At 55.4% G+C, this 22,992-nt stretch carries 16 protein-coding genes; 8 read left to right on the top strand and 8 right to left on the bottom strand.

The genetic code is table 11. The features are described 5' to 3' along the window. Positions 1 to 13 precede the first annotated feature (13 nt). The 3 genes from FHW66_RS08580 to FHW66_RS08570 form a co-directional block, all read right to left on the bottom strand. Positions 14 to 5,278 (bottom strand): PAS domain S-box protein, encoded by a 5,265-nt coding sequence (locus FHW66_RS08580; protein ID WP_183379349.1) that lies wholly within the window; start codon positions 5,276 to 5,278, stop codon positions 14 to 16. Positions 5,279 to 5,492: 214 nt separating this feature from the next. Continuing rightward, complete coding sequence (locus FHW66_RS08575) at positions 5,493 to 6,413, bottom strand: diguanylate cyclase (RefSeq protein WP_183379348.1); 921 nt, start codon at positions 6,411 to 6,413, stop codon at positions 5,493 to 5,495. A gap of 333 nt (positions 6,414 to 6,746) precedes the next feature. Then, a complete protein-coding gene (locus FHW66_RS08570; protein ID WP_183379347.1) occupies positions 6,747 to 7,631 on the bottom strand; it encodes a LysR family transcriptional regulator in 885 nt (294 codons plus the stop codon). 121 nt (positions 7,632 to 7,752) lie between these two features. Here FHW66_RS08570 and argC point away from each other — a divergent pair, with 121 nt between their 5' ends. Next, entirely contained in the window at positions 7,753 to 8,682 is a 930-nt protein-coding gene (gene argC / locus FHW66_RS08565) for an N-acetyl-gamma-glutamyl-phosphate reductase (protein WP_183379346.1), read from the top strand. 237 nt (positions 8,683 to 8,919) lie between these two features. Here the strand turns inward: argC and FHW66_RS08560 are convergent, their stop codons facing one another. Continuing rightward, positions 8,920 to 9,825: a LysR family transcriptional regulator gene (locus tag FHW66_RS08560; protein ID WP_183379345.1), complete on the bottom strand. Its 906-nt coding sequence runs from the start codon at positions 9,823 to 9,825 to the stop codon at positions 8,920 to 8,922. Between the two features lie 200 nt (positions 9,826 to 10,025). Between FHW66_RS08560 and FHW66_RS08555 the strand changes: the two genes are divergently transcribed. Next, positions 10,026 to 11,297, top strand: a complete 1,272-nt coding sequence (locus FHW66_RS08555; protein ID WP_183379344.1) for a nitrate regulatory protein — start codon at positions 10,026 to 10,028, stop codon at positions 11,295 to 11,297. 144 nt (positions 11,298 to 11,441) lie between these two features. On the opposite strand, the gene FHW66_RS08550 is transcribed toward FHW66_RS08555, so the two are convergent. Continuing rightward, positions 11,442 to 11,915 (bottom strand): Rrf2 family transcriptional regulator, encoded by a 474-nt coding sequence (locus FHW66_RS08550; RefSeq protein ID WP_370543428.1) that lies wholly within the window; start codon positions 11,913 to 11,915, stop codon positions 11,442 to 11,444. A gap of 146 nt (positions 11,916 to 12,061) precedes the next feature. Between FHW66_RS08550 and hmpA the strand changes: the two genes are divergently transcribed. Both hmpA and FHW66_RS08540 read left to right on the top strand, forming a co-directional pair. Beyond that, positions 12,062 to 13,228 carry an NO-inducible flavohemoprotein gene (hmpA, locus tag FHW66_RS08545; protein ID WP_183379342.1) on the top strand — a complete coding sequence of 389 codons (1,167 nt, stop codon included), beginning with the start codon at positions 12,062 to 12,064 and terminating at the stop codon, positions 13,226 to 13,228. A gap of 132 nt (positions 13,229 to 13,360) precedes the next feature. After that, complete coding sequence (locus FHW66_RS08540) at positions 13,361 to 14,818, top strand: FAD/NAD(P)-binding protein (RefSeq protein ID WP_183379341.1); 1,458 nt, start codon at positions 13,361 to 13,363, stop codon at positions 14,816 to 14,818. Between the two features lie 215 nt (positions 14,819 to 15,033). On the opposite strand, the gene FHW66_RS08535 is transcribed toward FHW66_RS08540, so the two are convergent. Further along, the gene (locus tag FHW66_RS08535; RefSeq protein ID WP_183379340.1) at positions 15,034 to 16,251 is read right to left on the bottom strand and encodes an MFS transporter; all 1,218 of its coding nucleotides are present in this window, start codon (positions 16,249 to 16,251) and stop codon (positions 15,034 to 15,036) included. 132 nt (positions 16,252 to 16,383) lie between these two features. Between FHW66_RS08535 and FHW66_RS08530 the strand changes: the two genes are divergently transcribed. Continuing rightward, positions 16,384 to 17,154, top strand: coding sequence for a helix-turn-helix domain-containing protein (locus FHW66_RS08530; protein WP_255458873.1), 771 nt, complete (start codon positions 16,384 to 16,386; stop codon positions 17,152 to 17,154). Between the two features lie 29 nt (positions 17,155 to 17,183). Here the strand turns inward: FHW66_RS08530 and FHW66_RS08525 are convergent, their stop codons facing one another. Then, positions 17,184 to 17,888 (bottom strand): alpha/beta hydrolase, encoded by a 705-nt coding sequence (locus tag FHW66_RS08525; protein WP_183379338.1) that lies wholly within the window; start codon positions 17,886 to 17,888, stop codon positions 17,184 to 17,186. A 328-nt stretch (positions 17,889 to 18,216) separates the two neighbouring features. Here FHW66_RS08525 and FHW66_RS08520 point away from each other — a divergent pair, with 328 nt between their 5' ends. The 3 genes from FHW66_RS08520 to FHW66_RS08510 all read left to right on the top strand — a co-directional run bounded on the left by FHW66_RS08520 (position 18,217) and on the right by FHW66_RS08510 (position 21,229). Beyond that, positions 18,217 to 19,242 (top strand): MerR family transcriptional regulator, encoded by a 1,026-nt coding sequence (locus FHW66_RS08520; RefSeq protein WP_183379337.1) that lies wholly within the window; start codon positions 18,217 to 18,219, stop codon positions 19,240 to 19,242. Then, positions 19,242 to 19,685: a DUF3429 domain-containing protein gene (locus FHW66_RS08515; RefSeq protein WP_183379336.1), complete on the top strand. Its 444-nt coding sequence runs from the start codon at positions 19,242 to 19,244 to the stop codon at positions 19,683 to 19,685. The genes FHW66_RS08520 and FHW66_RS08515 overlap by 1 nt, the downstream gene beginning before the upstream one ends. A gap of 131 nt (positions 19,686 to 19,816) precedes the next feature. After that, positions 19,817 to 21,229 carry a methyl-accepting chemotaxis protein gene (locus tag FHW66_RS08510; protein ID WP_183379335.1) on the top strand — a complete coding sequence of 471 codons (1,413 nt, stop codon included), beginning with the start codon at positions 19,817 to 19,819 and terminating at the stop codon, positions 21,227 to 21,229. On the opposite strand, the gene FHW66_RS08505 is transcribed toward FHW66_RS08510, so the two are convergent. Continuing rightward, entirely contained in the window at positions 21,213 to 22,991 is a 1,779-nt protein-coding gene (locus FHW66_RS08505) for a bifunctional diguanylate cyclase/phosphodiesterase (RefSeq protein ID WP_183379334.1), read from the bottom strand. The two genes, FHW66_RS08510 and FHW66_RS08505, sit on opposite strands and share 17 nt — an antisense overlap. Position 22,992: the final 1 nt, after the last annotated feature.

Below are 22,992 nucleotides of genomic sequence, written 5' to 3'. Positions count from 1 at the left end.
ATAGCGTGCTTGCCTACTCGGGAGAGAAGACGGTGATGTGTTCCAGTAACGCATTGCAGAGCGTACCTGCCCGCACATAGTCGAGTTGAGTAATGCTACGCTCCAGTTGCTCGAATTCCTCGGGCATCAGCTTGCCATATGTGGCGTGCAACTGCTCAAACACTTCATCGGCCTGCAGATCTGCGACCGCCAACAGGCGCACCAAAAACTCCAGTCCCGTCCGCAATGCAGTGATATCCGGCGGGTGATGGCCACTGCCATTGCCCGGTGCCGGTTCGCACTGCGCCAGATAATCACGTGCCGCGGCGGCGGCATTGCGGGCAGCTTGAGACAAGCTTTCCATTGCTGGCCATGCCTGCTGCGCCGCAGGTTGCTGCAGCAATCGCTCACCTTCGGCAGCGAGCTCAGCCAGGCGCTGGGCACCGACGTTGCCAGCAAGGCCTTTGGTTGTATGCAAAAGGCGGCGTACGTCATCGTAACGCCCCTCCTCGATTGCTTGCCGGCAGGCTGATTCAAAGGTGCTGATCTCACCGATGAAGCTCTTCAGCGCGCGCTGATAGGTGACCAGGTTGCCTCCCAGACGCTGCAGCGCGCCGATGACATCCAGATCAACGGATTGCGCACTGTCATCTTCCTCGCCGTCATTCGCTGGGAGTAGTTCGCAGCCGATTGCTGTTATTGCGCGGTCGCCACCACGTGCGTATTGCAAGATCACTGCCACCAGCCGATCCAGATCAATCGGCTTGCCGACATGATCGTTCATGCCTGCGTTCAGAGCAGCTTCCCGATCCGCCTGCATCACATTGGCGGTCATCGCGATAATCGGCAACATATCGCGGTCATGGCGCTGACGTAACAAACGGGTGGCTGCGTAGCCGTCCATATCCGGCATCTGGATATCCATCAGAACCACATCGAGCTGCACACCGCGAGTCTGGGCCAACGCCACTGCGTCAATGCCGTCCTGCCCACAGTTCGCAATACTGACGATTGCGCCCTCGTTGGATAGGAGCTCGCGGGCAACCTGCTGGTTGATCAGATTGTCTTCCACCAGCAAAACATGGATGCCGCGCAGGCGTTGCGCTCGCCTTGCGCTCTTGTTCTCGCGGTGCACGTTCTGGCCCTGTAGCGCGCGATGCTCGGCAACGGCATCAAACATCATCGATGCGGTCACAGGTTTGATCAACATACCGTTAAACAGTCCTGGATATTGCGCCTGTTGCTGTGCCAACGACTCTCGGCCATATGCGGTCACCATCGTAATGATAGCGCTGCCCTGCAGCCGCTTGGTCTGCCGGATGCTGGAGCATGTCTGCAGACCATCTACGCCATGCTTGCTCCAGTCCAGAAAGACCACATCGTAAGGCGGCGCACTGTCGTCATCAGCGAGAATTGTCGTCGCTTCCTGTCCAGAACTGAAGGCATCAACCGACCAGCCAAACGAGCGCAACATGTCGCTGAGCACCTCTCTTGCTGTCGCATGGTCATCAATGACCAGACAGTTGAGATCATATAAATCGACTGTATGGGTGACATTGTCGGATGGCTCGGGCGCGTGTGCCACTTCGCACGGTATCGTGAAATAAAATGTGCTTCCTACTCCCGGTGTACTTTGTACCGATAGCGAGCCGCCCATCAGGCGCACCAGCCGCTGACTGATCGCCAGTCCCAGTCCTGAGCCGCCGAAACGTCTCGCAGTCGATGCCTCAGCTTGTGAAAAACCATCAAAAATGCGTTCACATTGCTCAGGCGAAATGCCGATACCGGTATCCCGCACTTCGAATGAGAGCAACAACTGGTCGGTGTCGCTCATCCTGCGATTGACTGACAGCACCACCTCGCCGCGTTCGGTGAACTTGATGGCATTGCCGGCCAGATTGATCAGAATCTGCTGCAGGCGCAGATCATCACCGATGAGCCAGGTCGGAATGGTCGGCTCAATTCGGAACAGAATTTCAACTTCCTTGTTTCCCAGATTGGAGGACAGGATTACCGACATATCCCGCAACATGCGGTCGATACTGAAAGGATGCAGATCAATGCTTAATTTACCGGCTTCAACTTTGGAAAAATCGAGGATGTCATTAAGAATGCTCAGCAAAGTGCGCGCTGCAGTTTCCGCTTTACGGGTGTAGTCTTCCTGGCGCGGGTTGAGCATGGTCTGCTGGAGTAATTGCAGCATGCCAAGAATGGCATTCATTGGTGTGCGGATTTCGTGACTCATGTTGGCCAGGAAATCTGACTTGGCACGATTGGCGGCATCGGACAATTCCTTGGCCGCGCGCAGGCTTGATTCAAGGACGACATGTTCCGTGATATCCAGATTGATACCGGTTACGCGTAACGCGTTACCGTTGCTATCGTGCTCGATGAATGCACCAGCCTGTATGTGCCGGATCTCGCCATCGCGGCGAACAATCCGGAAAATCCGGTCAAACGCCTTGCGTCCCTCAACCGCGGCAAGCAACTGTGCCATCGTTTCTTCGACATCGTCGGGGTGAACGCTAGCCTGCCAGTGCCGGTAGAACAACTGAGGTTCGCTACGCAAATCGGGCCGGTCATATAACTCATACATCAAGTCATTCCAGTGTAGCGACTGGTCGGCGAGTTCGTAAGCCCAGATCCCGAGTTTGGCGACCTTGGACGCCATTTCCAGCTGATCGCGCGCCGCCGCCAGCGCGGTCGAGGCTAGTCGACGTTCGGTAATATCCTGGAAGGCGCCCACTAAGCGGGTTGGCTGCCCCATCGCATCGACCTCGACTTCGCCCACGCCGCGCGCCCAGATGTGCCGGCCCTTGGCAGTAATTAATGGAAACTCGCGCTCCCAGGACTGTTTGTGCGCAATGGTATGCGCCATGACGGCCTCAATCTCGGCACGGGCCTCGGGTGCATAGAAACTAACGACTTCTTCCATTGTAGGGCGATGACCAATCGGCATGTCGTGGATGCGGCAAGTCTGATCTGACCACACGATCTCATTTGTCTGAAGATTCACCGACCAGACCCCTACGCCAGCAAGCTGGCCGCTACGTTCAAGGTCATTGCTGCGTAGTTCGAGCTTGCTGTTCAAGGCCTCCAGAGCCAGTTGTGCCTGCTTGAGCTCGGTGATATCGCTTACCAGCACAATGAATCCCCGTACCTGAGTACCGTCAATGTCTGGGATGTAATGGGTCCAGGTATGGCCGATACTGCCGTCGGGCTTGGTCAGCGAGCGCTCAAAGTGCTGCGTTTTGCCCTGCAATGCAGCCGTAATGTAAGGCGAATTCAAGGTGAACAGCCGCTCGCCGAGTAGCTGGCGCAGATGCATGCCTTGCATCGATGCTTTGTCCTGGCCGAACCAGTCAAAATAGGAGTCGTTGGCGAAGCGGCAACGCAGATCGCGATCCCAGTACGCCACCAGGCCAGGGATATTGGCGCTCAGCGTTTCCAGAAAACGGGTCTTTTCTTCCAGTGCCTGCGCTGCCGCCTGGCGCTCGGTCAGATCGGCGGCGATACCCAGATAGCCGAAGATACCGCCATCAGGGAGTCGCATTACCGTCACATTGAGCAGCACCGGAACACGGTATCCATCCTTGCGAATGTAGGTCCATTCAAATTCGTTGGACAAGCCGCGCAGACTTCTGGTGACAAATACCTCAAAACCGGGCAATACTAGTTCGCCCAGCTCCTCTGTCCATTGCGCGGCGCGGGCCGCAACCTCGTCCGGATCATGAAATATGCCGGCATTGCGGAGATTGACTACTTCACTGGCCTGATATCCCAGCATCCGCTCTGCTGCCGGATTGAATAAGGTCACGACACCACGGGTGTCCGTAGCAATGATGGAGAGTCCGGCACTGGTCAGAATTGCCTGCTGGAATACGGAATAATTCTGGATCTCGGCAGTACGCGCAATCACCTGTTGCTCCAGTGTTGCATTGAGGCCCAGAATTTCGTTTTCTATCGTCTTCTCGCGCGTAATGTCACGCGCCGTCGCGGCTGCACCAGTCACTTTCCCGGCGGCATTGCGGATCGGCGAAATCATGATCGACACATCGATCTCACTGCCGTCCTTGCGGCGACGCGTGGTCACCAGATTTTCGACCCGCTCGCCACGACTGATCTGTTGCAAGATGCTCCGTTCCTGTTCAAATAGCACTGACGGTACGATCAGTTCGGTCAATAATCTACCGATTGCCTCTACGGCAGAATAGCCGAACATTTCTTGCGCACCGTTGTTCCAGCTGGTCACCCGGCCTTCCAGCGTTTTGCCGATGATGGCGTCATGCGCATTCTCAACGATGGCCGCCAGCTCGGTCTGCTTCTCAAATACTTTCCGCTTCTGTCTTAAAAATACAAGCAGGGCTCCAATGACAAGCGTCGCCACGCCCAGAATGATCGATAAAGCAATGCGTTGCGCAGTAAGTACCTGTTGATCAATCAATTCATCCGGCTGTTGCACCACCAAGGTAAGGAAACGGTTCTGGTTTGTGGCACCAAGAGGAATACGTCGCTGTATCGCATTAACAAGGCCATGCGGGCCGATAAAAGTCTGCAACCCATCGTCTTTTCCTAACGGCGAGGATACGAGGCGATATGCATCCTGCCAGCGCAACGGAGATTGTGAGTCGGTCGCGGCAGCTGCGTTGCCATCGGAAGGCAGCAGATAGTCCCCCTCGCTGTTGGACAGACTGACACGGATCTCGTTTGACGAATTGCGCACCAGATCGGAAAACGATGCCAGTACGTCCAAATTGACGACAATCATCCCGAACAGCCGGCCATTGCTGGCATACACCGGTGCCGCCGCACGCATTGTCTGGACCAGATGATATTCAGGATCATCACTTTCCTCGTGACGACTGATATCAGATACGAATACCTGTGGATGCGACTGCTGCAGTAGTGACTGAACATAGTCACGATCGCCCTTTTGCCGCAATTGCTCCGGCCGGGCGACGACAATCCCGTGTTTGTCATGCGTCACACGAACCAATTCAAGACCGTCATTGGCGACACCGATAAAGCGGATATGCGTCAGATCAGGATGCGTACTCAGATAACTGCTGAACACGACCGTGAGGTCTCGCCGCCATGCTGCGTCCGTAGCATACGCAGGAGAATCCGGAGGCGCATTGCTCAGCTTGACAACGATGTCCCTGACTTCAGGAACCTGAGCAAGAAACAGCGCACTTTTGGCGAGCTGATCAATCTCTCTTGAGATGCCTGATGCCCGAAATTCCGTCGATGCTTCCAGTCTCGAACTGAGCAACAGCAGCACCTGCTTGCGCTCGTGCATGCCAACCGCCATCAATACAAGCACCGAAAGCAACGCAAATACGCTTACGCAGGCTAGCGTGAGACGCCAATACGAGATGCCTAGACGAATGGAAACAGGAAGACGCACGCAAAACCTCTTCATTCAAGTGTTAACTTGCACTGACAGACTTGCTCATCGACCGTAGTGTCGACAGGTTCGCTCTTAACAGACTTGAAAGATACGGATCACCGGCTCACGCTGGTATTGGTATCACTCTGTTTCGTCCTGCTGATTTTGCCTGATACAGCGCTTTATCTGTGCACTCAATCAGTTGTCTGACGCTATTGGCCTCATCGGGAATCAGCGCTGAAACACCGACGCTGATGGTGACCACATGACTCCCAGATGCAAACTGATGTGGGTATTGCAGATCACTGATAGCTTGGCACAACCAGGCCGCGGATTTACTGGCTTCGTCCAACGTCGTGTGCGGAAACAATACGACGAACTCTTCGCCGCCAAAACGGGCGACGACTTCGCCGGGACGTTTCTGACCTGCCTCAAGGGTCTCCGTAATTTTTTTCAGACAGGCATCCCCTTCAAGATGACCGTAGCCATCATTGAATGCCTTGAAATGATCGATATCCAGGAGCGCCAGGCCCAATGACATGTTTTGACGTCGATGACGCAGGAATTCCGTTTCGATCAGTTGATCAAAATAGCGCCGGTTAAACAGTCCGGTCAGACCATCCCGATTGGCCAGACGCTGCAGCGCGGTCGCTTGATGTTGTAATTTCAGCTGCGATTGCACCCGTGCACGAACGACTGGATGGCTCAACGGCTTGGTAATAAAATCGACAGCGCCCGCCTCTAGCGCCTGAATTTCACTTTCCATGCTGGAATGCGCGGTCACGATAATAATCGACGCACGTTCCGTTTCGGAGTCTTCCTTGAGCAAACGACATACTTCATAGCCATTCAGGACTGGCATCTCCACATCGAGCAAAATCAGATGCGGCTGCTGTTCGCGGGCCATCTCAATACCTGCTTTCCCACTGGTGGCGAAAAAAACACGTCCAACATCTTTCAACATGCCACTCAGCAAGCGAATCGATGCAGCGTTGTCGTCAATGATCAGAATCCTGCTTTGTTCTTGTTCGAGCACAACACTCATGTAGCGTTACCCGGAAAAAATTTTAGGAAAAGCAGGACGAACTTACCGTCTGCCTGGGCCAAAACCATCCTCCATTTGCCTTGCGCTATACGTCCTTCCAACTTCACCCAAGTTGCAGAAAACACATATCGCTATTGATTGTTTCGTTGGATACTATGCCAGATTTATCCTAAATGAACTGCTTCGGCACGTGTTTTGTTACGAAAAGCTTAAGAAAACTATGCACTGATGCACTATGTGCGGCGCCAAAAATTGCTAAATTAACAAGTTTTTCGGTGCTGACTGTTCGTCTGTACAACTGTCCCCTTGCTCGTCAATGCGATCGCAAACGTCCTAGTCAAGGCTGAATCGCCACAACACGTCAAGCACATGCGCTGTGGCGCGTTCGATATTGTCGCTGCGGTGAGCGATGCCCAATTGTCGCCACAATGCGGGCTCCAACGGCAACATCCTGATACGAGGATCAACCTGCGGCGCACCGCTCTCATGCGGTAACAAGGTAGCACCATAGCCTGCTGCGACCAGACTTTTTATGGCATCGTTGTAATTGAGTTCGATTCTGGGCAGTGGACGTTGACCGGCAGCGGCAAACCAGGCACCGGTTACTTGTGACAGTCGGGTACTGTTGTCATTGAGAATCAATGGTTGCGCTGCCAGCCACACTGGCGTTACCTGCGCTGGCATAGGCCAATGCCCTGGCAAAAAGGCCCGCACCGGATCGCGCCGCCAAGGTTTGATGTTCAGCCGCGCCATTGGCGTTTGCGGTAAAGCCACCAGCCCGACATCAAGAGTGCCTTCGTTGAGACGACGCAAACTGGTCTGCGAAGTCAGTACTTCTACCTGAACATCAATATCGGGATGATCCTGCCCCAGCACTTGCAAGGCTTGTGGCAACAGATGGGCAATCGCGCCGGTGGATGCGCCCAGCCGCACCCGACCAGCCAGCCCCTGGACCTGCCGCTGTACTTCATGCAAGGCCTGTTCGGCATCGGCCAGCAAGCGCCGCGCCCGTGTAATCAGACTCTCGCCAATGACGGTTGGCTTGATCTGGCCGCGTTGGCGCGATAGCAGCGCCGCACCGATGTGTTCTTCCAGCTCGGTAACATGCATGCTAATGGTCGGCGGTGCCAGATGCAGATGGCGAGCCGCTTCGGCGAAGGAACCAAGGTCGGCAATCGTCACCAGCGTGCGCAGGCGATCCAGGTTGATTTCACGCATGCCTTGTTTCTCCCTTTGGCATTCATTCAGAAAAACTGAATAATATCGTCATTAAATTCAACTTTTCCTATTTTGGCAATGGCGCGATGATAGCTCGACTTATTCAGGAAGGAAAATCATCATGGCGACTCCCCTTGTTTTTATTGACGGTGATCAAGGCACGACCGGTTTGCAGATACACGAACGCCTGCGTGGCCGCACCGATCTCCAACTATTGACGCTCCCGGCTGCGCAGCGCAAAGATGCGCAGCGCCGTGCAGAGGCGATCAACAGCTGTAATATCGCCATCCTGTGTTTACCCGATGCCGCCGCCCGCGAGGCAGTGGCCGCCATCGTGAACCCGGCTGTGCGCGTCATCGATGCCAGCTCGGCACACCGCACCAGCGCTGGCTGGGTTTATGGATTTCCTGAGTGGCAGGTGGAGCAGCCAAAGCGAATTGCAGAGGCTAAGCGGGTGACTAATCCTGGCTGCTATCCAACCGGCGCTATCGGTCTACTGTATCCGCTGATTGCCGCTGGTCTTGTGCCACGCGACTACCCGGTCAGTATTCATGCCGTCTCCGGTTACTCGGGTGGCGGGCGTCCGGCGGTAGAGCGCTATGAGGGTGGCGCGACTGAAAACGCCCCGGGCTTTTTACTCTATGGCACGGCGTTGGCGCATAAACACCCACCAGAGATCGAACGCTACAGTGGCTTGGCGCAACGTCCGTTGTTCGTGCCGGCATATGGCGCTTTCCGGCAGGGTATCGTGTTGACGATTCCGCTGGAACTGCGTCTGCTGGCACCTGGAGTCAATGCCCGGCAACTACAGGAGGCACTGGAGCATCATTATGCAGGCGCACCCCATGTCAAGGTAACGCCGCCGCAACAGACAACAGAAATGACCGAGCTTGATCCGCAGCAGCTTAATGGCACGAACGATATGCAATTGAGTCTGTTCGCCAATGCTGACTATGGCCATGTCCTACTGGCAGCGGTGTTCGACAATCTTGGCAAAGGTGCGGCAGGGGCGGCGGTGCAAAATCTTGAGTTGATGTTACAAGGCCAGTGACATCATCCGTTCTGAACGCCACTACGGATGATTTTTTCAGCGGTAGTGGCGGCGCGAGCTGAGCAGCTCACTCGATGTTGAGCCATCCTCGATCATGCCGAATTATTTTGATGTCGTGTCGCCCTGCATCCGAAGACGACTGATGTCTTCGATGGATCGTCCTTGACGTATGTCTTTGGGATATAGCGAACGGTGCAAGCATCCGTTTTAGTAACGGCGGGCAATTCCGTCAGCAACCTACGACGCGGCCGGTTCTCGATAACGTAACGCCTCGAGCACCAGCATAAAGGCCGGCGATGGCTGGCGACGGCTGGGGTAGTACAGGTAATAACCGGGAAACGTTGGACACCAGCTCTTGAGTACCTGTTTGAGGCTGCCATCCGCGAGATGCGGTTCGACCATATCTTCCGGCAGATAGGCTAGTCCGACTCCGGCCAGTGCGGCTCTCAACATGGGAACGCTGCTGTTGAAGATCCATTGACCTTCCACCCGTACATTGAGTTTATGTCCATCGCGCTCAAACTCCCAGGCATACAATCCGCCATGGGTGGCAAGCCGCAAATTGATGCATTGATGTTCGGCCAGTTGCTGTGGCGATTGCGGCCTCGAACGTCCGGTGAAATAGCTCGGCGAACCAACCACGGCCATGCGCTGATCCGGGCTGATACGCACCGCAATCATGTCGCGGGCAACCTGATCACCGAGACGCACACCCGCATCAAAACGCTGCTCGACGATGTCCGTGAGGGCGTAATCGACCACGATTTCAATCTTGATATCGGGATAGTCCTTGCTCAAATGTTTGAGCCGAGGCCACAAGATGGTGCTCGCAGAATGTTCGGCGGCGGTAATGCGGATGTTTCCTGCTGGTGTATCGCGCAAGGCGCTTAATGCGGCCAGTTCGCTATCAATCTCCTGCAGACGAGGCTCCAGCGTCTGTACCAATCGTTCTCCCGCTTCGGTGGGCGAAACACTGCGGGTAGTGCGTGCCAGTAGTCGCAGACCAAGCCGCGCTTCCAGACTGCGCACGGTATGACTGAGTGCCGATTGCGATACGCCCAACTGTGCCGCCGCCCGGGTAAAGCTACGCTCGCGTGCTACCACCAGAAAAGCCAACAGATCGTTATAGTTTTCGCGCGCCATGCATGCCACCTCATACCAGGAACAAGAGAGAAATTCATTAATGAAATTGATTCATTAAAACACGCCGATATTAGCATCTGGCAGGATAGATATCCCGTTCCGCCCAAACTGCCAGGAACTGTAATCGACGAGGCTGACTATGCACTGGCGTGTTTTTTGCTATCGTGAAGGGATAATCGATTCTTTACCGATGTGCCTCTATGAGTGATGTTCTCAATTATCTGGTTGCAGCCCGTCGCTGTGAAGCCAACGAGCTGGAAAACCTGTCGCGCACCTGCGATCTGGTATTGGTCGTCAATGCTCTGGTGCACTGCCTGCAGCAGGAGCGCGGTATTACCAATATCTTTCTGGCTTCTTCCGGGCAACGTGACGGTCAATTGCGACTAGCGCATCTGGCTGCTAGCGAGCAGACTTATCGTGCTTTGATGGATTGGCTGGCAGTTGCCGAATCTGACAGTGAATTTCATGGTGGTGCAAGGCTCTATACGCGTATTGCGTTTGCACTGCATACCCTGGATCAGGTAGCCGGCATGCGGCACCGGATCGCTGATTTGAGCTGCAACCCGGTCGACAGTTCCGAGTGCTATAAGCAGGCGGTATCGGCACTGCTGGCATTGGTATTCGAGGCGGCAGACGTGGCGGTAGAACCAGGTATTTCGCGCTTGTTGATCGCCTTGTTCCATCTGATGCAAGGCAAGGAATTTGCGGGTCGTGAACGTGCTCTCGGTGCCGCGTCATTTGCGGCTGGACGGATGACTGCGCAGCAAATTCGGTCGATTGAGTATTTTATTGACATGCAGGAGCAGGCGTTTGCGCGCTTTGCTTCTTTTGCCGGCGATTTGCGCGCCGAATGGGCGGCCTTGCAATCCGGCCTCCCTTTACCGGAGCTGGAACGGTTGCGGCGCAAGCTGCTCAGTGCGCATCAGCGCGTGCTTGATCAGGAACAGGCGGATCCCTGGTACCTGTGCTGTTCTGCTCGTATGGACGAATTACACCGGGTCGAAACTTATCTGGCCGAGCTGCTGCAGCAGCAATGCCGAGACAAAATCGCTGAACTACGTCGTGCCCTTGGTGATCAGGAGCAACTCTTCGCGCACTTGCGCAGCCAAGATCCACTGTCGCCACTGATGGCCTTTCATGCGCAAATACCCTCTTCGGAGGTACTGGACGATGCCGATAGCGTGGCCGTCGGTCACCACTTGAGTCAGACCGTGGTAGAGATGCTCAACTCCCAATCCGAGCGTTTGCAGAAACTGACCGAAGAGCTAGCCTCGGTGCGTGTGAATCTGGATGAGCGCAAGCTGATTGAGCGTGCCAAGGGTATCTTGATGCAGCGCCAGGGGCTCGATGAAGAAAGTGCTTATCGCCTGCTACGTAAAAAAGCAATGAACCAGAATCGCCGCATTGCCGATGTGGCGCACGCTGTTTTATCGCTGGCAGATATCCTCCCTACCGATACCTCCCCTCAATAAGTAGCGATACGGGTCTGCTCAGCCAGATTCGTCGCTTGCCACGTCTCAACACTTAACACATGAGCATTTCACGGCATTACCAGCATTTGTCGGATGAAGTCAGCGCCGTACTAGCGATTACGGACTAAAGTGCCTGAGATTGAGTCAATCCTCGGTCAGTGCGCGAGATGAAATCTTGTCGATGACCCTGGAGGGTAACGATAAGCGCTCCAGTATCTGCACTCCACCGTGCTCGCCGATGACATCGGCCAGCGTATAGCGCTCCAGAACGAAGAAAAATGCATCCAGCGCCAGATCCAGCGGGCCCGGCAAGCGACAGACTCCCCGCAACTTGCATTCAAAGCAACCCGCCAGATCAATCTCGCCCTCGGTATAGCGAATCAGCTTGCCGATATTGATCTCTGTTGCTGGTCGCCCAAGCCGGATGCCGCCGTTTCGACCCCGCACCGACTCGACATAGCCGTCAGCAGCAAGGTTACTGACAACCTTCATCAGATGGTTTTCAGAAATGTCGTAGGCCTTGGCGATCTCGCCAATGGAGCACAAACGCTCGGTACGCGCGCCCAGATAAAGCAGCACACGAACCGCATAATCAGAAAATCGGGTCAGACGCAACACAGCCTCCTTTAAAGATGCATTTTATTTGCATGTTATTTCAATTCATTTTAAACTGGCATCCAAGATACATGATTTAACCTCCAGCGGTAAGAGCCATTGTCATGTCCTGCCACCACAACGCCACATCCATGCTTAGGAGAAACGCCATGCTCACACCCGAACAAACCGCAATCGTTAAGGCCACAGTTCCTCTTCTGGAAACCGGGGGCGAAACGCTGACCACGCATTTTTACCAGATCATGCTGGCCGAGTACGCCGAAGTACGTCCACTGTTCAACCAGGCACATCAGCAACACGGCACCCAACCTCGCGCTTTGGCAAATGCCGTCCTGCAATATGCCCGCCATATCGACAACCTTGGCGCACTCGGTGCACTGCCCGCGCAAATTATCCAGAAACACGTCGCCCTGCAGATCCTGCCAGAACATTACCCGATTGTTGGTACCTGCCTCCTGCGTGCCATCCGCGAAGTGCTGGGTGCCGAGATCGCGACTGATGCCGTTATCGAAGCTTGGGGTGCTGCTTACTGGCAACTCGCCAATCTGTTGATCGGGGCGGAAACTGCCGAATATGCAAAACTCGCAGATCTCCCCGGTGGCTGGCGCGGCGCGCGGCCTTTCAAGGTGGTCCGCAAAGCGCCTGAAAGTACGGAAGTCAGCTCGTTTTATCTGGAACCAGTTGATGGCGGTGCGGTACTACGCTACCAACCGGGCCAATATCTGGGACTGCAACTGCAGATCAACGGTCAAGAAGTGCGGCGCAATTACTCACTGTCACAACAGGCAGACGGCCATAGCGTGCGCATTAGCGTCAAGCGCGAAAAAGGCGGTGTGGCCTCCACTTACCTGCACGATCAGATCAATGTCGGCGACGTTCTCAATGTGTTCCCGCCCGCCGGTGAATTTGTGCTCCATCCCGGCACAGCGCCTTTGGCCTTAATCAGTGGTGGCGTTGGTATCACACCAACGCTTGCCATGGCAGAGGCAGCGCTGGCAGATGACAAGCGCGATGTCATCTTTGTTCACTATGCGCGCAACGCGGAAGTCCATGCATTTGGCGAAACCATCACAACATGGACCCGCCAATATCCGCGCTTGCGTGCGTACATCGTGTATGAGCATGGCGCGACGGAAGCTCAGGTTTCGGGTCGTCCAACGCGAGAGCAACTCAAGGCATGGATTCCTGCCGACGCCGATGCTTACTTTCTCGGACCCAAGCCCTTCATGCGATTTATCAACCAGACGCTAGCCGACCTGGGCCTGCCAGCCGAGCGCCGTCGTTATGAATTTTTTGGCCCGGCCGAAGCGCTGTAAGCAGCTCTCTTGCAGACAAAAACTGCATAAGCTCAGAAAAAATGGGCGCAACGCGCCGCCGCCGGCTGTCTTAGTATCACTGACATCAAGCTAGGTTTTCCGCTTTCATTTTCTATTGACCGGATTATTCTTATGTCAGACAAAGCAACAGACATTGCCATCATCGGCGGCGGTTTTGCCGGCGTCGTCACCGCCATCCACATGATTCGTGCGGCAAGCAAGCAGTCCGAATCCAGCGAAACACCAGCGCTCTCGATCAGCATCATCGAAAGCAGTGAGCATATCGGCCGTGGTATCGCCTACAGCACAGACAATCCGGACCATATTGTCAACGGTCTGGCGCAGTTATTTGGCGTTTATCCGGACCAGCCTGCGCACCTGACCGAATGGTTGCGTGCCCATGCAGCCGAGCATGGCTGGACGCCGCCGGAAGGCGTGGAATTCGAGAATGCGTTTGCGCCGCGCTGGCTCTATGGCACGTATATTCAAGACACCCTGCGTCACGCATTGCGGCGCGCTGGTGCGCGGGTTCGCCTGGAAACGGTCAAGGCACGTGCTGTCGATTTAAACCCTCAGGCGCAAGGTTATCAGGTGATTTTGCAGGATGGCCGACGGCTTCAGGCTGCCCGCGTCGTACTGGCATTAGGCCTGTTCCGCGGCCGTAGCAACGCCGTGCTGAGCAGTGCAAATGGCGACGCGTTGGTCCCCGAGCGCTACATCGACAATATCTGGGATACCACCTCCTGGCAAGCCGCCAGGCAGGATCAGGATATCCTTATCATCGGCACCAGTCTGACGGCGCTGGATGCTGCGCTGAACGCAGAGCGGGCTGGTTTCAAAGGCAAATTCCACGCCTTGTCGCGGCGCGGATTACTGGTGCAGCCACGGCGTCAACGCACCGCCTGGCCAGACGTGCTGGATCCGACACAACTGCCGACCACCCTGCGCGATCTTTTACGTGCGACTGGTCGGGCGCGTCGCGCGATCAAGGCGGCCGGTGCCGACTGGCAGCAATTGCCACCAGCGATCCGCCCTCACCTGCCTGCTCTGTGGGCCAATGCCAGCCATTCTGATCGCCAGCGCTTCTTGCGTCACCTGCGTCCTTTCTGGGAAATCTCACTGCACCGAGCCGGTCCGGAATCGGCCAAAAAACTGTCACAACTGATTGATGCCAAGCGCTTCGATCACCATGCCGGACGCATCCGCTCATTGCGCGCCACAAGCAATGGTCGGATTGCCGTGGAGTGGCAAACACGTGGCCAGCAGCAAACGCAGACGCTGGTGGTCGACCGCGTAGCGAACGCACTCGGCTACGAATTTGATTGGTCGCGCATCGATGATCCGCTGGTACGTCATCTGCAGGAGCGCAAACTGGTTCAACGGCATGCCACTGGTTTCGGGATTGACGCTGTGCCCCAGACAGGGGCCGTGCTCTCGGTGCAGGGAGTCGCACAGGATGATTTGTATGCCGTCGGTCACCCCTTGCGCGGCGTCATTTGGGAATCGAATGCAATTGGTGAGCAACTGCTAGAGGCAGTCAATACGGCGCAGGCCATAGTGGCATCGCTGCAAACCGTTGAGACAGACTAGGGCTTGTTGTGCAGAGATAATGGCGACATCAATTCACAAAATAACTAATAAAGAGTCAAAATAACTCGGGTTATTTTGACTCTTTATTTTTTAAGTGATTGATGTTTTTGGGCTTTATTGAATTTTGCCATTTGGGGGTCGCGCGTCCTTGCGCCAACCGGCCTGCCCTTGTCTGGTGCTCACATTGTGATCTGCCGCAGCCAAATCGTGCGATATCAGCGTCGCCGCAAGTCCGGCAGCAATGCGGTGACAATCCCCAGTAGAGGCAGATAGGCACACAGGTGATAGACGAAATCGATGCCGTGGCTATCGGCCACACTGCCCAAGACCGCAGCACCGATTCCGCCCATGCCAAAGGCAAAACCGAAAAACAGGCCCGAGACCATGCCAACCCGGCCGGGAATCAACTCTTGGGCATAGACCAGAATTGCCGAGAAAGCCGAGGCGATGATCAGACCAATAATAACGGTCAGTACGCCAGTCCAGAACAGGTCAACATAGGGCAGCAACAGCGTAAACGGGGCCACGCCGAGGATCGAGACCCAAATCACGTGCTTGCGTCCGAAGCGGTCACCAATCGGACCACCGACTACCGTGCCTACCGCCACCGCAAACAGGAAGGCAAACAGGTGCAGCTGCGCGGCCTGCACGCCAATATGGAAACGGCTGATCAGGTAAAAGGTCAGGTAGCTGCTGATACTGGCCATATAAAAGTACTTGGAGAAAATCAACGTCAGCAGGATTGCGACCGATCCGATTACTTTGCTGCGCGGCAACGCCATACCCTGCGAACGATGTGCGCTTTTACCACGCGCACCGGTGCGATGGTGGGCATACCAGGTGCTGATCTGCAGCAGCACGACGATGGCCAGCAAGGCTGCGGCGGAAATCCAGGCAATGCTGCCCTGACCATGCGGCACAATGATCGCCGCTGCCAGCAAGGGCCCGAGCGAGCTGCCGAGGTTGCCGCCCACCTGAAACAGCGACTGCGCCAAGCCGTGACGGCCACCGGAAGCCATGCGCGCTACGCGTGAAGATTCTGGATGAAAGATCGAGGAGCCGGTCCCGACCAGCGCGGCGGCAATCAACACCAGCGCAAAGGTTGGTGCGATCGACAACAGCAGCAAACCACTGAGCGTGAAAGTCATGCCAATCGGCAATGAGTATGGTTGTGGTCGGCGATCAGTGAACCAGCCCACCAGTGGTTGCAGCAGTGAAGCGGTTAACTGGTAGGTCAGCGTAATCAGGCCGATCTGAGCAAAACTGAGATGAAACTCGCCCTTGAGCATGGGGTAAATCGCCAGAATCAGCGACTGGATCATGTCGTTGAGCAAGTGCGCGAAGCTGATCGCGCTGAGAACGCCAAAGGCGGTACTCGGTTCGGCTTTGACGTTTGCCTGATTTGGAGGCAAGGTCTGTGCGTTGCTGGTCATGTTTTCTCCGGGGGTGGACTGGAAACAGGACCGAGTATAGAGTGACGAATTGCGCCTGTCTTGCGAGCTTACGGCAGCAATCTTTTTGAAAAAGACATTTCAGCACGCACTACCATGCCAGCTAACTCCATCATGCCAACACCACCTCTGCCACCGCAATCGCACGACCGCCGTCCGGCTGCGGTCACAGGCAAGTCGACGGATTATCCGGCGAGGCATATAGTACGTGCTCATCAGCATCCAACCAACCAGTTGATTCACGCGGTACACGGCGTCATGGTCGTGTCGAGCAGTAGCGGTCACTGGATCGTGCCGCCCACACGCGGTATCTGGATGCCGGCTGGTACCGAACATCAGGTACGCATGATCGGGATGGTAAAAATGCGGACCGTCTACATCTGGCCAGATGCGTCACCGGATTTGCCGACCGAATGCAAGGCAGTATCAATTTCATCGTTGTTGCGTGAACTGATTCTGGCGGCGATGAATATCCCCGGTGATTACCTGCCCAACTCGCGCCACGGCCGAGTCATGCAATTACTCATTGATGAAGTGGCGTTGTTACCAACCTTACCACTGCATCTGCCACATCCAAGTGATCCACGTCTGCTGGAGATCTGCGACACCTTGGCAGATCAGCCAGATGACGCCAGTACCCTGAAACACTGGAGTGAACGACTGGAGATTGACACCAAAACCATCCAGCGTCTGTTTGCGCGTGAAACCGGAATGACCTTTGGTCAATGGCGACAGCAGGCAAGGCTATTGAAGGCACTGGAGTTGCTGGCCGGAGGTGAACGCGTGCTTGATGTCGCACTACAACTTGGCTATGACAGCCCCAGCGCATTTGCCACCATGTTCAAGCGCCAGTTCGGCACGACGCCAACCGGTTTTTTTGAATAACAAACCGGATTGACGATCAGCTGTGAGTACTATTGACTGGGAGCGGCCATCCAGTTGGTGATATCCGACACCGTTTGCGCCTCGATGCCGTTATAACCATGATGAGCAAAGGCTTCACACGGGTCACCGGAGGAGATACCGCCGGTTTCCACGATCAGTTTCGTGACTGGTGCGTTGGTCAGGTTACGCAGGATGGTATTGGCGGCATTGGGTGGCGTGACTTTGCAGGTGTCATTGTCGTGCGCCACCACCAGCACCGGAATTTTTATCTGATCCAGTTTTTGGTCCAGCACCGAGCCTCCAGCCTGCCCGGTAGTCACGCTACTGGTCAATACCACGCCTGCGAGCAACTGATTGCCAAAGACCACCGCCGCCGCCGCGGTGCTCGTGGTACCCCGACTGGTACCAACCAGCCATACCGGCGCATCGCTGTGCGCCTTGACGTAGCGCACGACGGCCTCCAGATCGGCCACATGCTCCGCCGATGCGCGATACGACGGTGCCATGACCTTCTGGTCGGAGGCGTTACTCACTGCCACCACATCAAAACCCGCGTTGTAAAACAATTCTCGGGTACGGATCAGGAAATTTCCACTGCGGGTTGTCCCGTTGGGCAGCAGATTCATGCCTGTACCACCGGGAAGCAGAATGATCACGCCTTTTACCGGCCCCTCTTCATGATGCATTGACAACACCTTGACCGTGATATCAGGCCGGGTCGGAATCGGAATCATGGTTTCGGCTGAGCAAACAGCACTCGCAACAGATAGACATGCCAGCAGGAGGAAGCAACGGAGTGAGCGGATCGTCATGATGAGAGCGCTGCCAAACGAGCAATGAATGAGTCTTGATTTTTCACTACCCGGGGTGGGTTGACAAGCATCTCGTCGCATTCTGTGAAGAAAATTGCTATTTTCACAATGAATAATGCCATTATTGTTATGGAATTGAACTGGATATTGTCGCTATAGAAACTAATTTACGCGTTTTAACGAAATTTCCAGTTCAATTTGAGGACACGCAAGGATATGATGCCACGTATCTTTTCTTGCCAGCGTAACGATGCCCAATCAACACTCCCTGTCTGACACCAACACTGCCTGTTATCGCAGCGGTGCTGCCGCGCGCCTGACCGGCGTTCCGGTGGAGACCTTGCGGGTCTGGGAACGTCGCTACGGTGTGGTTGGTCCACGCGTCACTGATAGCGGCCAGCGTCTTTATACGGTAGAGGAAGTCCGCCGTCTGGGCATTATCAAACAATTGGTTGACGACGGCCATGCCATCGGCAGCATCGCCACCTTGCCGACGCCCATGCTGCGTGACATGGTGCGGGTTGACAAGCTGCCGCTATTGCCGGTCCTGCCTGCGCTGGCGCATTCCGAATCAGGGACAGCAAGCTTGCGCATCGTCCTGGTTGGTCCCTGGCTTGCCTCGCTGGACATCCGTCAGGCTTTGCCGTCGAGCAGCCTGGAGGTGGTGGCGACATGCGGCGATCTCCATCATGCGGCGCGAACTCTTGCGCCTATCAAGGCAGATATTGCCGTGCTGGAGATGCCGACACTTGACGACACTAGCTTGGCGACGATTGCGCTGATCAAGGATGCCTGCGAGGCTGACCGTTGTCTGGTGTTTTATCGCTTTGCTCCCGGCTCGGTGTTGCGGCGATTGCGGTTGGCTGGTCACGAAGTTGTCCATAGGCCGCTGGATGCGGTTGCGCTGGAGTGGTTTTGTCATGCTTTGATCCAGGCGCCCCAGCAAACACAGATCCAACGCGCGTTGATGCCCGCCACTATCGTACCGCCACCACCGCGCTTTGACGACAAGGCACTGGTGGGGTTGGCCGGGATCAGCAGCGACCTCTACTGTGAGTGTGCGCGGCATGTGGTGGAGCTGATCCAGAGCCTGCAAAGCTTTGAGCAATACAGTGCCAGCTGCGCCAATCGGGATGACAAGGATGTTGCCTTGCACCGCGATTTGCAATGGACCACCGGACACGCCCGTGCTGCACTGGAAGCCGCCTTGGTACGACTGGCGCAGGTCGAGGGAATCACTGTGCCAATGAAAGATATCGCTGAGGGCAGTACGTAATGTCTAATGAACCAAAACAGCACGCCCTATTGCCCGCCCAGGTACTGGGACTGGGTGGTCTGATCCCCTTCGTTGGTTTGCCCTTGCTGGTCTGGGCAATGCCTGCACATTCCGGTTTGCTATTACATGCGCTGGTCCTCTATGGCGCAGTGATTTGTACTTTTGTCGGTGCATTGCAATGGGCGTATGCGATTCAAGGGCCCGTGCAGGTACCTTGGCTACAGCTTGGCTGGAGTGTCCTGCCATCACTGGTAGCCTGGTTCGCGGCCCTGCTGCCAGCATTGTTCGCCCTGCGCCTGCTGGCGCTTTTGCTGGTGGCCTGTTTTCTGGCGGATCGCTACTTTGCCAGATGGGTGCCGTTACCTTCGTGGTTCATGCGTCTGCGCGCTCTCCTGACCACGGTTGGTAGCGCTGCGCTGCTCGTCGCTAGTGCACTTTGCTAAGCGGAACAACACTGATCATCCTCCCAGACTCCTGATATCCACGTTGCCGTCCATGGCTGTGCTGATAAAGCACAGTACGGGGCTGCTTTTGTCTTTCTGATTTTTATTGAGAAATGTCGTAACTTACCTCCATGCAATCCCATCTTTTCTATTACTACAGGCAAGCGCACCGCTTGATGCTGCCGCTTCTATGGCTGCTGTTTCTCTGCAGCCTCGGTCTTTCGACGCTGCATGACACCCTGCTGTGGGCCTTCATAATCGGCTTGCCAACCGCAGCCATCCCATCCCTGTTGATCTGGCGAGCGCCGGATTCCTTCGCCAGCCGTGCCGTTGTCGCTGCCGCGCTGATGGTCTTTTCGGCGCTGTTCATCCATCAGGCTGCGGGCTTGACCGAGTTACACTTTGGGATCTTTGTACTGTTGGCGTTTTTGCTCTGTTACCGCGACTGGAAAGTGATTCTGGTCGCTGCTGCGGTGATTGCAGTACACCATCTGAGTTTCAGCTATCTTCAGCAATGGGGATATGGTGCTATCTGCTTCACCCAACCGGGTCTCGGGCAGGTGGTCTTGCATGCGCTGTATGTGGTGATCGAATCTGCAGTACTGGCGTATCTGGCGCGTCTGCTGTTTCGTGATGCGATACAGGCTGGCGAACTGAGCGCCCGCGTGAATGCCATGACCAATGCTGACGACGGCACCATCGCCTTGTACAACGACCGCGACGCAGCCACCAGCCGCGCCGGCAAAGCGCTGCAAAAAATGTCCCTTGCCTTGCGTGACGCCATCATTGATGTGCGCGACGGCACCGGCACCATTGCCACCGCCGCGGAAAAAATTGCCAGTGACAATGAAGCTTTGTCCGAGCGGACCAACCATCAAGCGGAAGCATTAAGCGAAACGACCAGCATCATGGCGCACATCACCGCTGCTGTGAAAAACAGCGCGGTCCATGTCAATCATGCGGATCAATTGGCGCAGACAGCCGCTGATGTGGCGCGTCGCGGCGGCACCGAAGTCGAAAAAGTAGTGTCCACCATGGCCTCGATCAGTGCGTCGTCACAAAAGATCGTCGATATCATCGCCGTGATTGACGGGATTGCTTTTCAGACCAATATTCTGGCGCTCAATGCGGCTGTCGAAGCAGCCCGGGCCGGAGAACAGGGACGCGGCTTTGCTGTGGTGGCCAGTGAAGTTCGCAACCTGGCGCAACGCTCCGCAGTCGCTGCTAAAGAGATCAAAGAATTGATCAATAATTCTGTAGCTGAGGTCGATAGCGGCGGAGCCCTGGTGCACCAAGCAGGTAAAACCATGGAAGACGTCGTCACCAGCATCCAGCGCGTGACAGAGACCATGGCACAAATCCGTGACAACGCCCGCGACCAGAGTACCTCGATTGAACATGTCAACCAGACTGTGCATGAAATGGAAGCCGTCACCCAGCAGAACCGGATCATGGTCGAGGAAGCTGCCGCTACTTCGGCGTCACTAAGCGACGAGGTAAAGCGCTTGATCAGTGTGGTGCATGTCTTCAGACTGTCGGTGTAGATTTCAGATTAACTTCCTCAGATCCTGCAGCGGGCGCTGGCAGTTCGGTGTGAAAGAAGGTTCGCTCAAAGCCCTCGTGCGACAACGGCCGTGAGTAGTGGTAACCCTGTAATACCTGGCAACCGTGCTGGCGGCAAAAGCGCGCCTGCTCCGGGGTTTCCACGCCTTCGGCCACGATTTTCAGATGCAGTGCCTGGGCAAATCGGATAATCGCAATCAACAAGCGATCAGCTTCCTCGCTCTCACCGATCACGGAAACAAATTCGCGGTCAATCTTCAATACATTGATCCGGAAGAGTTTCAGGTGATGCATCGATGAGTAGCCGGTACCAAAATCGTCGAGCGTCAGGTTGATATTACGGGCTGCCAGTTCAGTCAGGGTCACGACTGCACCTTTCTGATCGTCAATCAGCGCGTTTTCGGTAATTTCCAGTTCCAGCCGATGTGGCAGCAATTGATGCGTTGTCAGCGCACTCTCAATTTCCTCGACCAATGAGTAATGCACCAATTGAATCGCCGAGAGGTTGACTGCAATCGTCAACTGCTTGCTTTGCAACGGGAAGCGACTGATCCACTCTCTCAACTGTCGGCAAGACTCGTTCAACACCCAATTACCAATGTCAATAATCAAGCCGGTTTCTTCCGCGACACCAATAAAATCAACCGGACCAAGCAAGCCGAGTCGCGGATGGTTCCAGCGAACCAAAGCCTCCATACCACTGAGCGACTCGTCCGCAGCGTTGAACTGTGGCTGATAGTGCATGACCAGTTCCTGATTTGCCACGGCCTTGTGCAGGTCTCGCTTGAGGCTGGTTGTATATTGCACCTTGGCATGGAGCGTTTCAGAATAGAACCGGTATTGATTACGGCCATCTTTTTTGGCCCGGTACATCGCCACATCGGCATGTTTCAATAGTTCATCACCATTATCGGTTTTCTCATCCAGCACAGCGATGCCGACACTGGCGGTGATGATCAGCTCGATGGCGTTGAGGACAATCGGTGCCTGCAATACGTGGATCAGGCGGTCGGCCAGTATCGATGCCTGTTCGTTGCTCTCCAGTCCATTGGCAATGACCACGAATTCGTCACCACCCAGCCGGCACAGAACGTCGCCGCCACGGACAATCGGACGCATACGTCGTGCAATCTCGATGAGCAATTGATCGCCCACGCCATGCCCCAGCGTGTCATTGACGCTTTTAAAGTCATCCAGATCCAGCAGTAACACCGCCAGTCCCCGATGATCACGCTTTGCCACGGACAATGAGCTAGTGAGTGCCAGTTCGAATCCGCGCCGGTTGATCAGCCCTGTGAGGACATCATGCTCGGACAGAACCCTTAATTTCTCATGACTTACCTTCAGTGCTTCTTCCATCGTATACCGTTGACGCGCCAGGCTGATGGCACGCGTCAAGCGACGCCCGGTCACTTCATCTTTAAGCAAGAAGTCCTGGGCCCCTGCTTCCAGACAACTCTCAACCATCACAGGATCTTCGTGGCGACTGAGCATGACGACCGCCGCTTTGGCCAGTGTGCCCCCGCGCAGTGCACGCAACACTTCAATACCATCCTGATCCGGCAACCGATAGTCGAGCAGGATTGCATCGAATTGTCCATTGGCGACAAGCTTGTATCCTTCCGCCGCGGTCGCGCATTGGCTGATGGTAAGTTCGTAGTCAGACTGCTTAAGGGCACGAATCACGGACAGTCGATCCAGCTCGTCATCATCAATCAGCAACAGGTTCATCGACGCGATCATG

This window comes from Herbaspirillum sp. Sphag64 (assembly GCF_014192645.1).
Taxonomy (GTDB): Bacteria; Pseudomonadota; Gammaproteobacteria; order Burkholderiales; family Burkholderiaceae_D; genus Herbaspirillum.
Note: the sequence above shows the minus strand (reverse complement) of the source record. Positions and strands in the feature narration are given on the sequence as shown.

Excerpts from the sequence above, each read along its gene's own strand:
- FHW66_RS08580 (WP_183379349.1), bottom strand. The coding sequence starts at position 5,278 with ATGCACGAGCGCAAGCAGGTGCTGCTGTTGCTCAGTTCGAGACTGGAA.
- FHW66_RS08575 (WP_183379348.1), bottom strand. The coding sequence starts at position 6,413 with ATGAGTGTTGTGCTCGAACAAGAACAAAGCAGGATTCTGATCATTGAC.
- FHW66_RS08570 (WP_183379347.1), bottom strand. The coding sequence starts at position 7,631 with ATGCGTGAAATCAACCTGGATCGCCTGCGCACGCTGGTGACGATTGCC.
- argC (WP_183379346.1), top strand. The coding sequence starts at position 7,753 with ATGGCGACTCCCCTTGTTTTTATTGACGGTGATCAAGGCACGACCGGT.
- FHW66_RS08560 (WP_183379345.1), bottom strand. The coding sequence starts at position 9,825 with ATGGCGCGCGAAAACTATAACGATCTGTTGGCTTTTCTGGTGGTAGCA.
- FHW66_RS08555 (WP_183379344.1), top strand. The coding sequence starts at position 10,026 with ATGAGTGATGTTCTCAATTATCTGGTTGCAGCCCGTCGCTGTGAAGCC.
- hmpA (WP_183379342.1), top strand. The coding sequence starts at position 12,062 with ATGCTCACACCCGAACAAACCGCAATCGTTAAGGCCACAGTTCCTCTT.
- FHW66_RS08540 (WP_183379341.1), top strand. The coding sequence starts at position 13,361 with ATGTCAGACAAAGCAACAGACATTGCCATCATCGGCGGCGGTTTTGCC.
- FHW66_RS08535 (WP_183379340.1), bottom strand. The coding sequence starts at position 16,251 with ATGACCAGCAACGCACAGACCTTGCCTCCAAATCAGGCAAACGTCAAA.
- FHW66_RS08530 (WP_255458873.1), top strand. The coding sequence starts at position 16,384 with ATGCCAACACCACCTCTGCCACCGCAATCGCACGACCGCCGTCCGGCT.
- FHW66_RS08525 (WP_183379338.1), bottom strand. The coding sequence starts at position 17,888 with ATGATTCCGATTCCGACCCGGCCTGATATCACGGTCAAGGTGTTGTCA.
- FHW66_RS08520 (WP_183379337.1), top strand. The coding sequence starts at position 18,217 with ATGCCCAATCAACACTCCCTGTCTGACACCAACACTGCCTGTTATCGC.
- FHW66_RS08515 (WP_183379336.1), top strand. The coding sequence starts at position 19,242 with ATGTCTAATGAACCAAAACAGCACGCCCTATTGCCCGCCCAGGTACTG.
- FHW66_RS08510 (WP_183379335.1), top strand. The coding sequence starts at position 19,817 with ATGCAATCCCATCTTTTCTATTACTACAGGCAAGCGCACCGCTTGATG.
- FHW66_RS08505 (WP_183379334.1), bottom strand. The coding sequence starts at position 22,991 with ATGATCGCGTCGATGAACCTGTTGCTGATTGATGATGACGAGCTGGAT.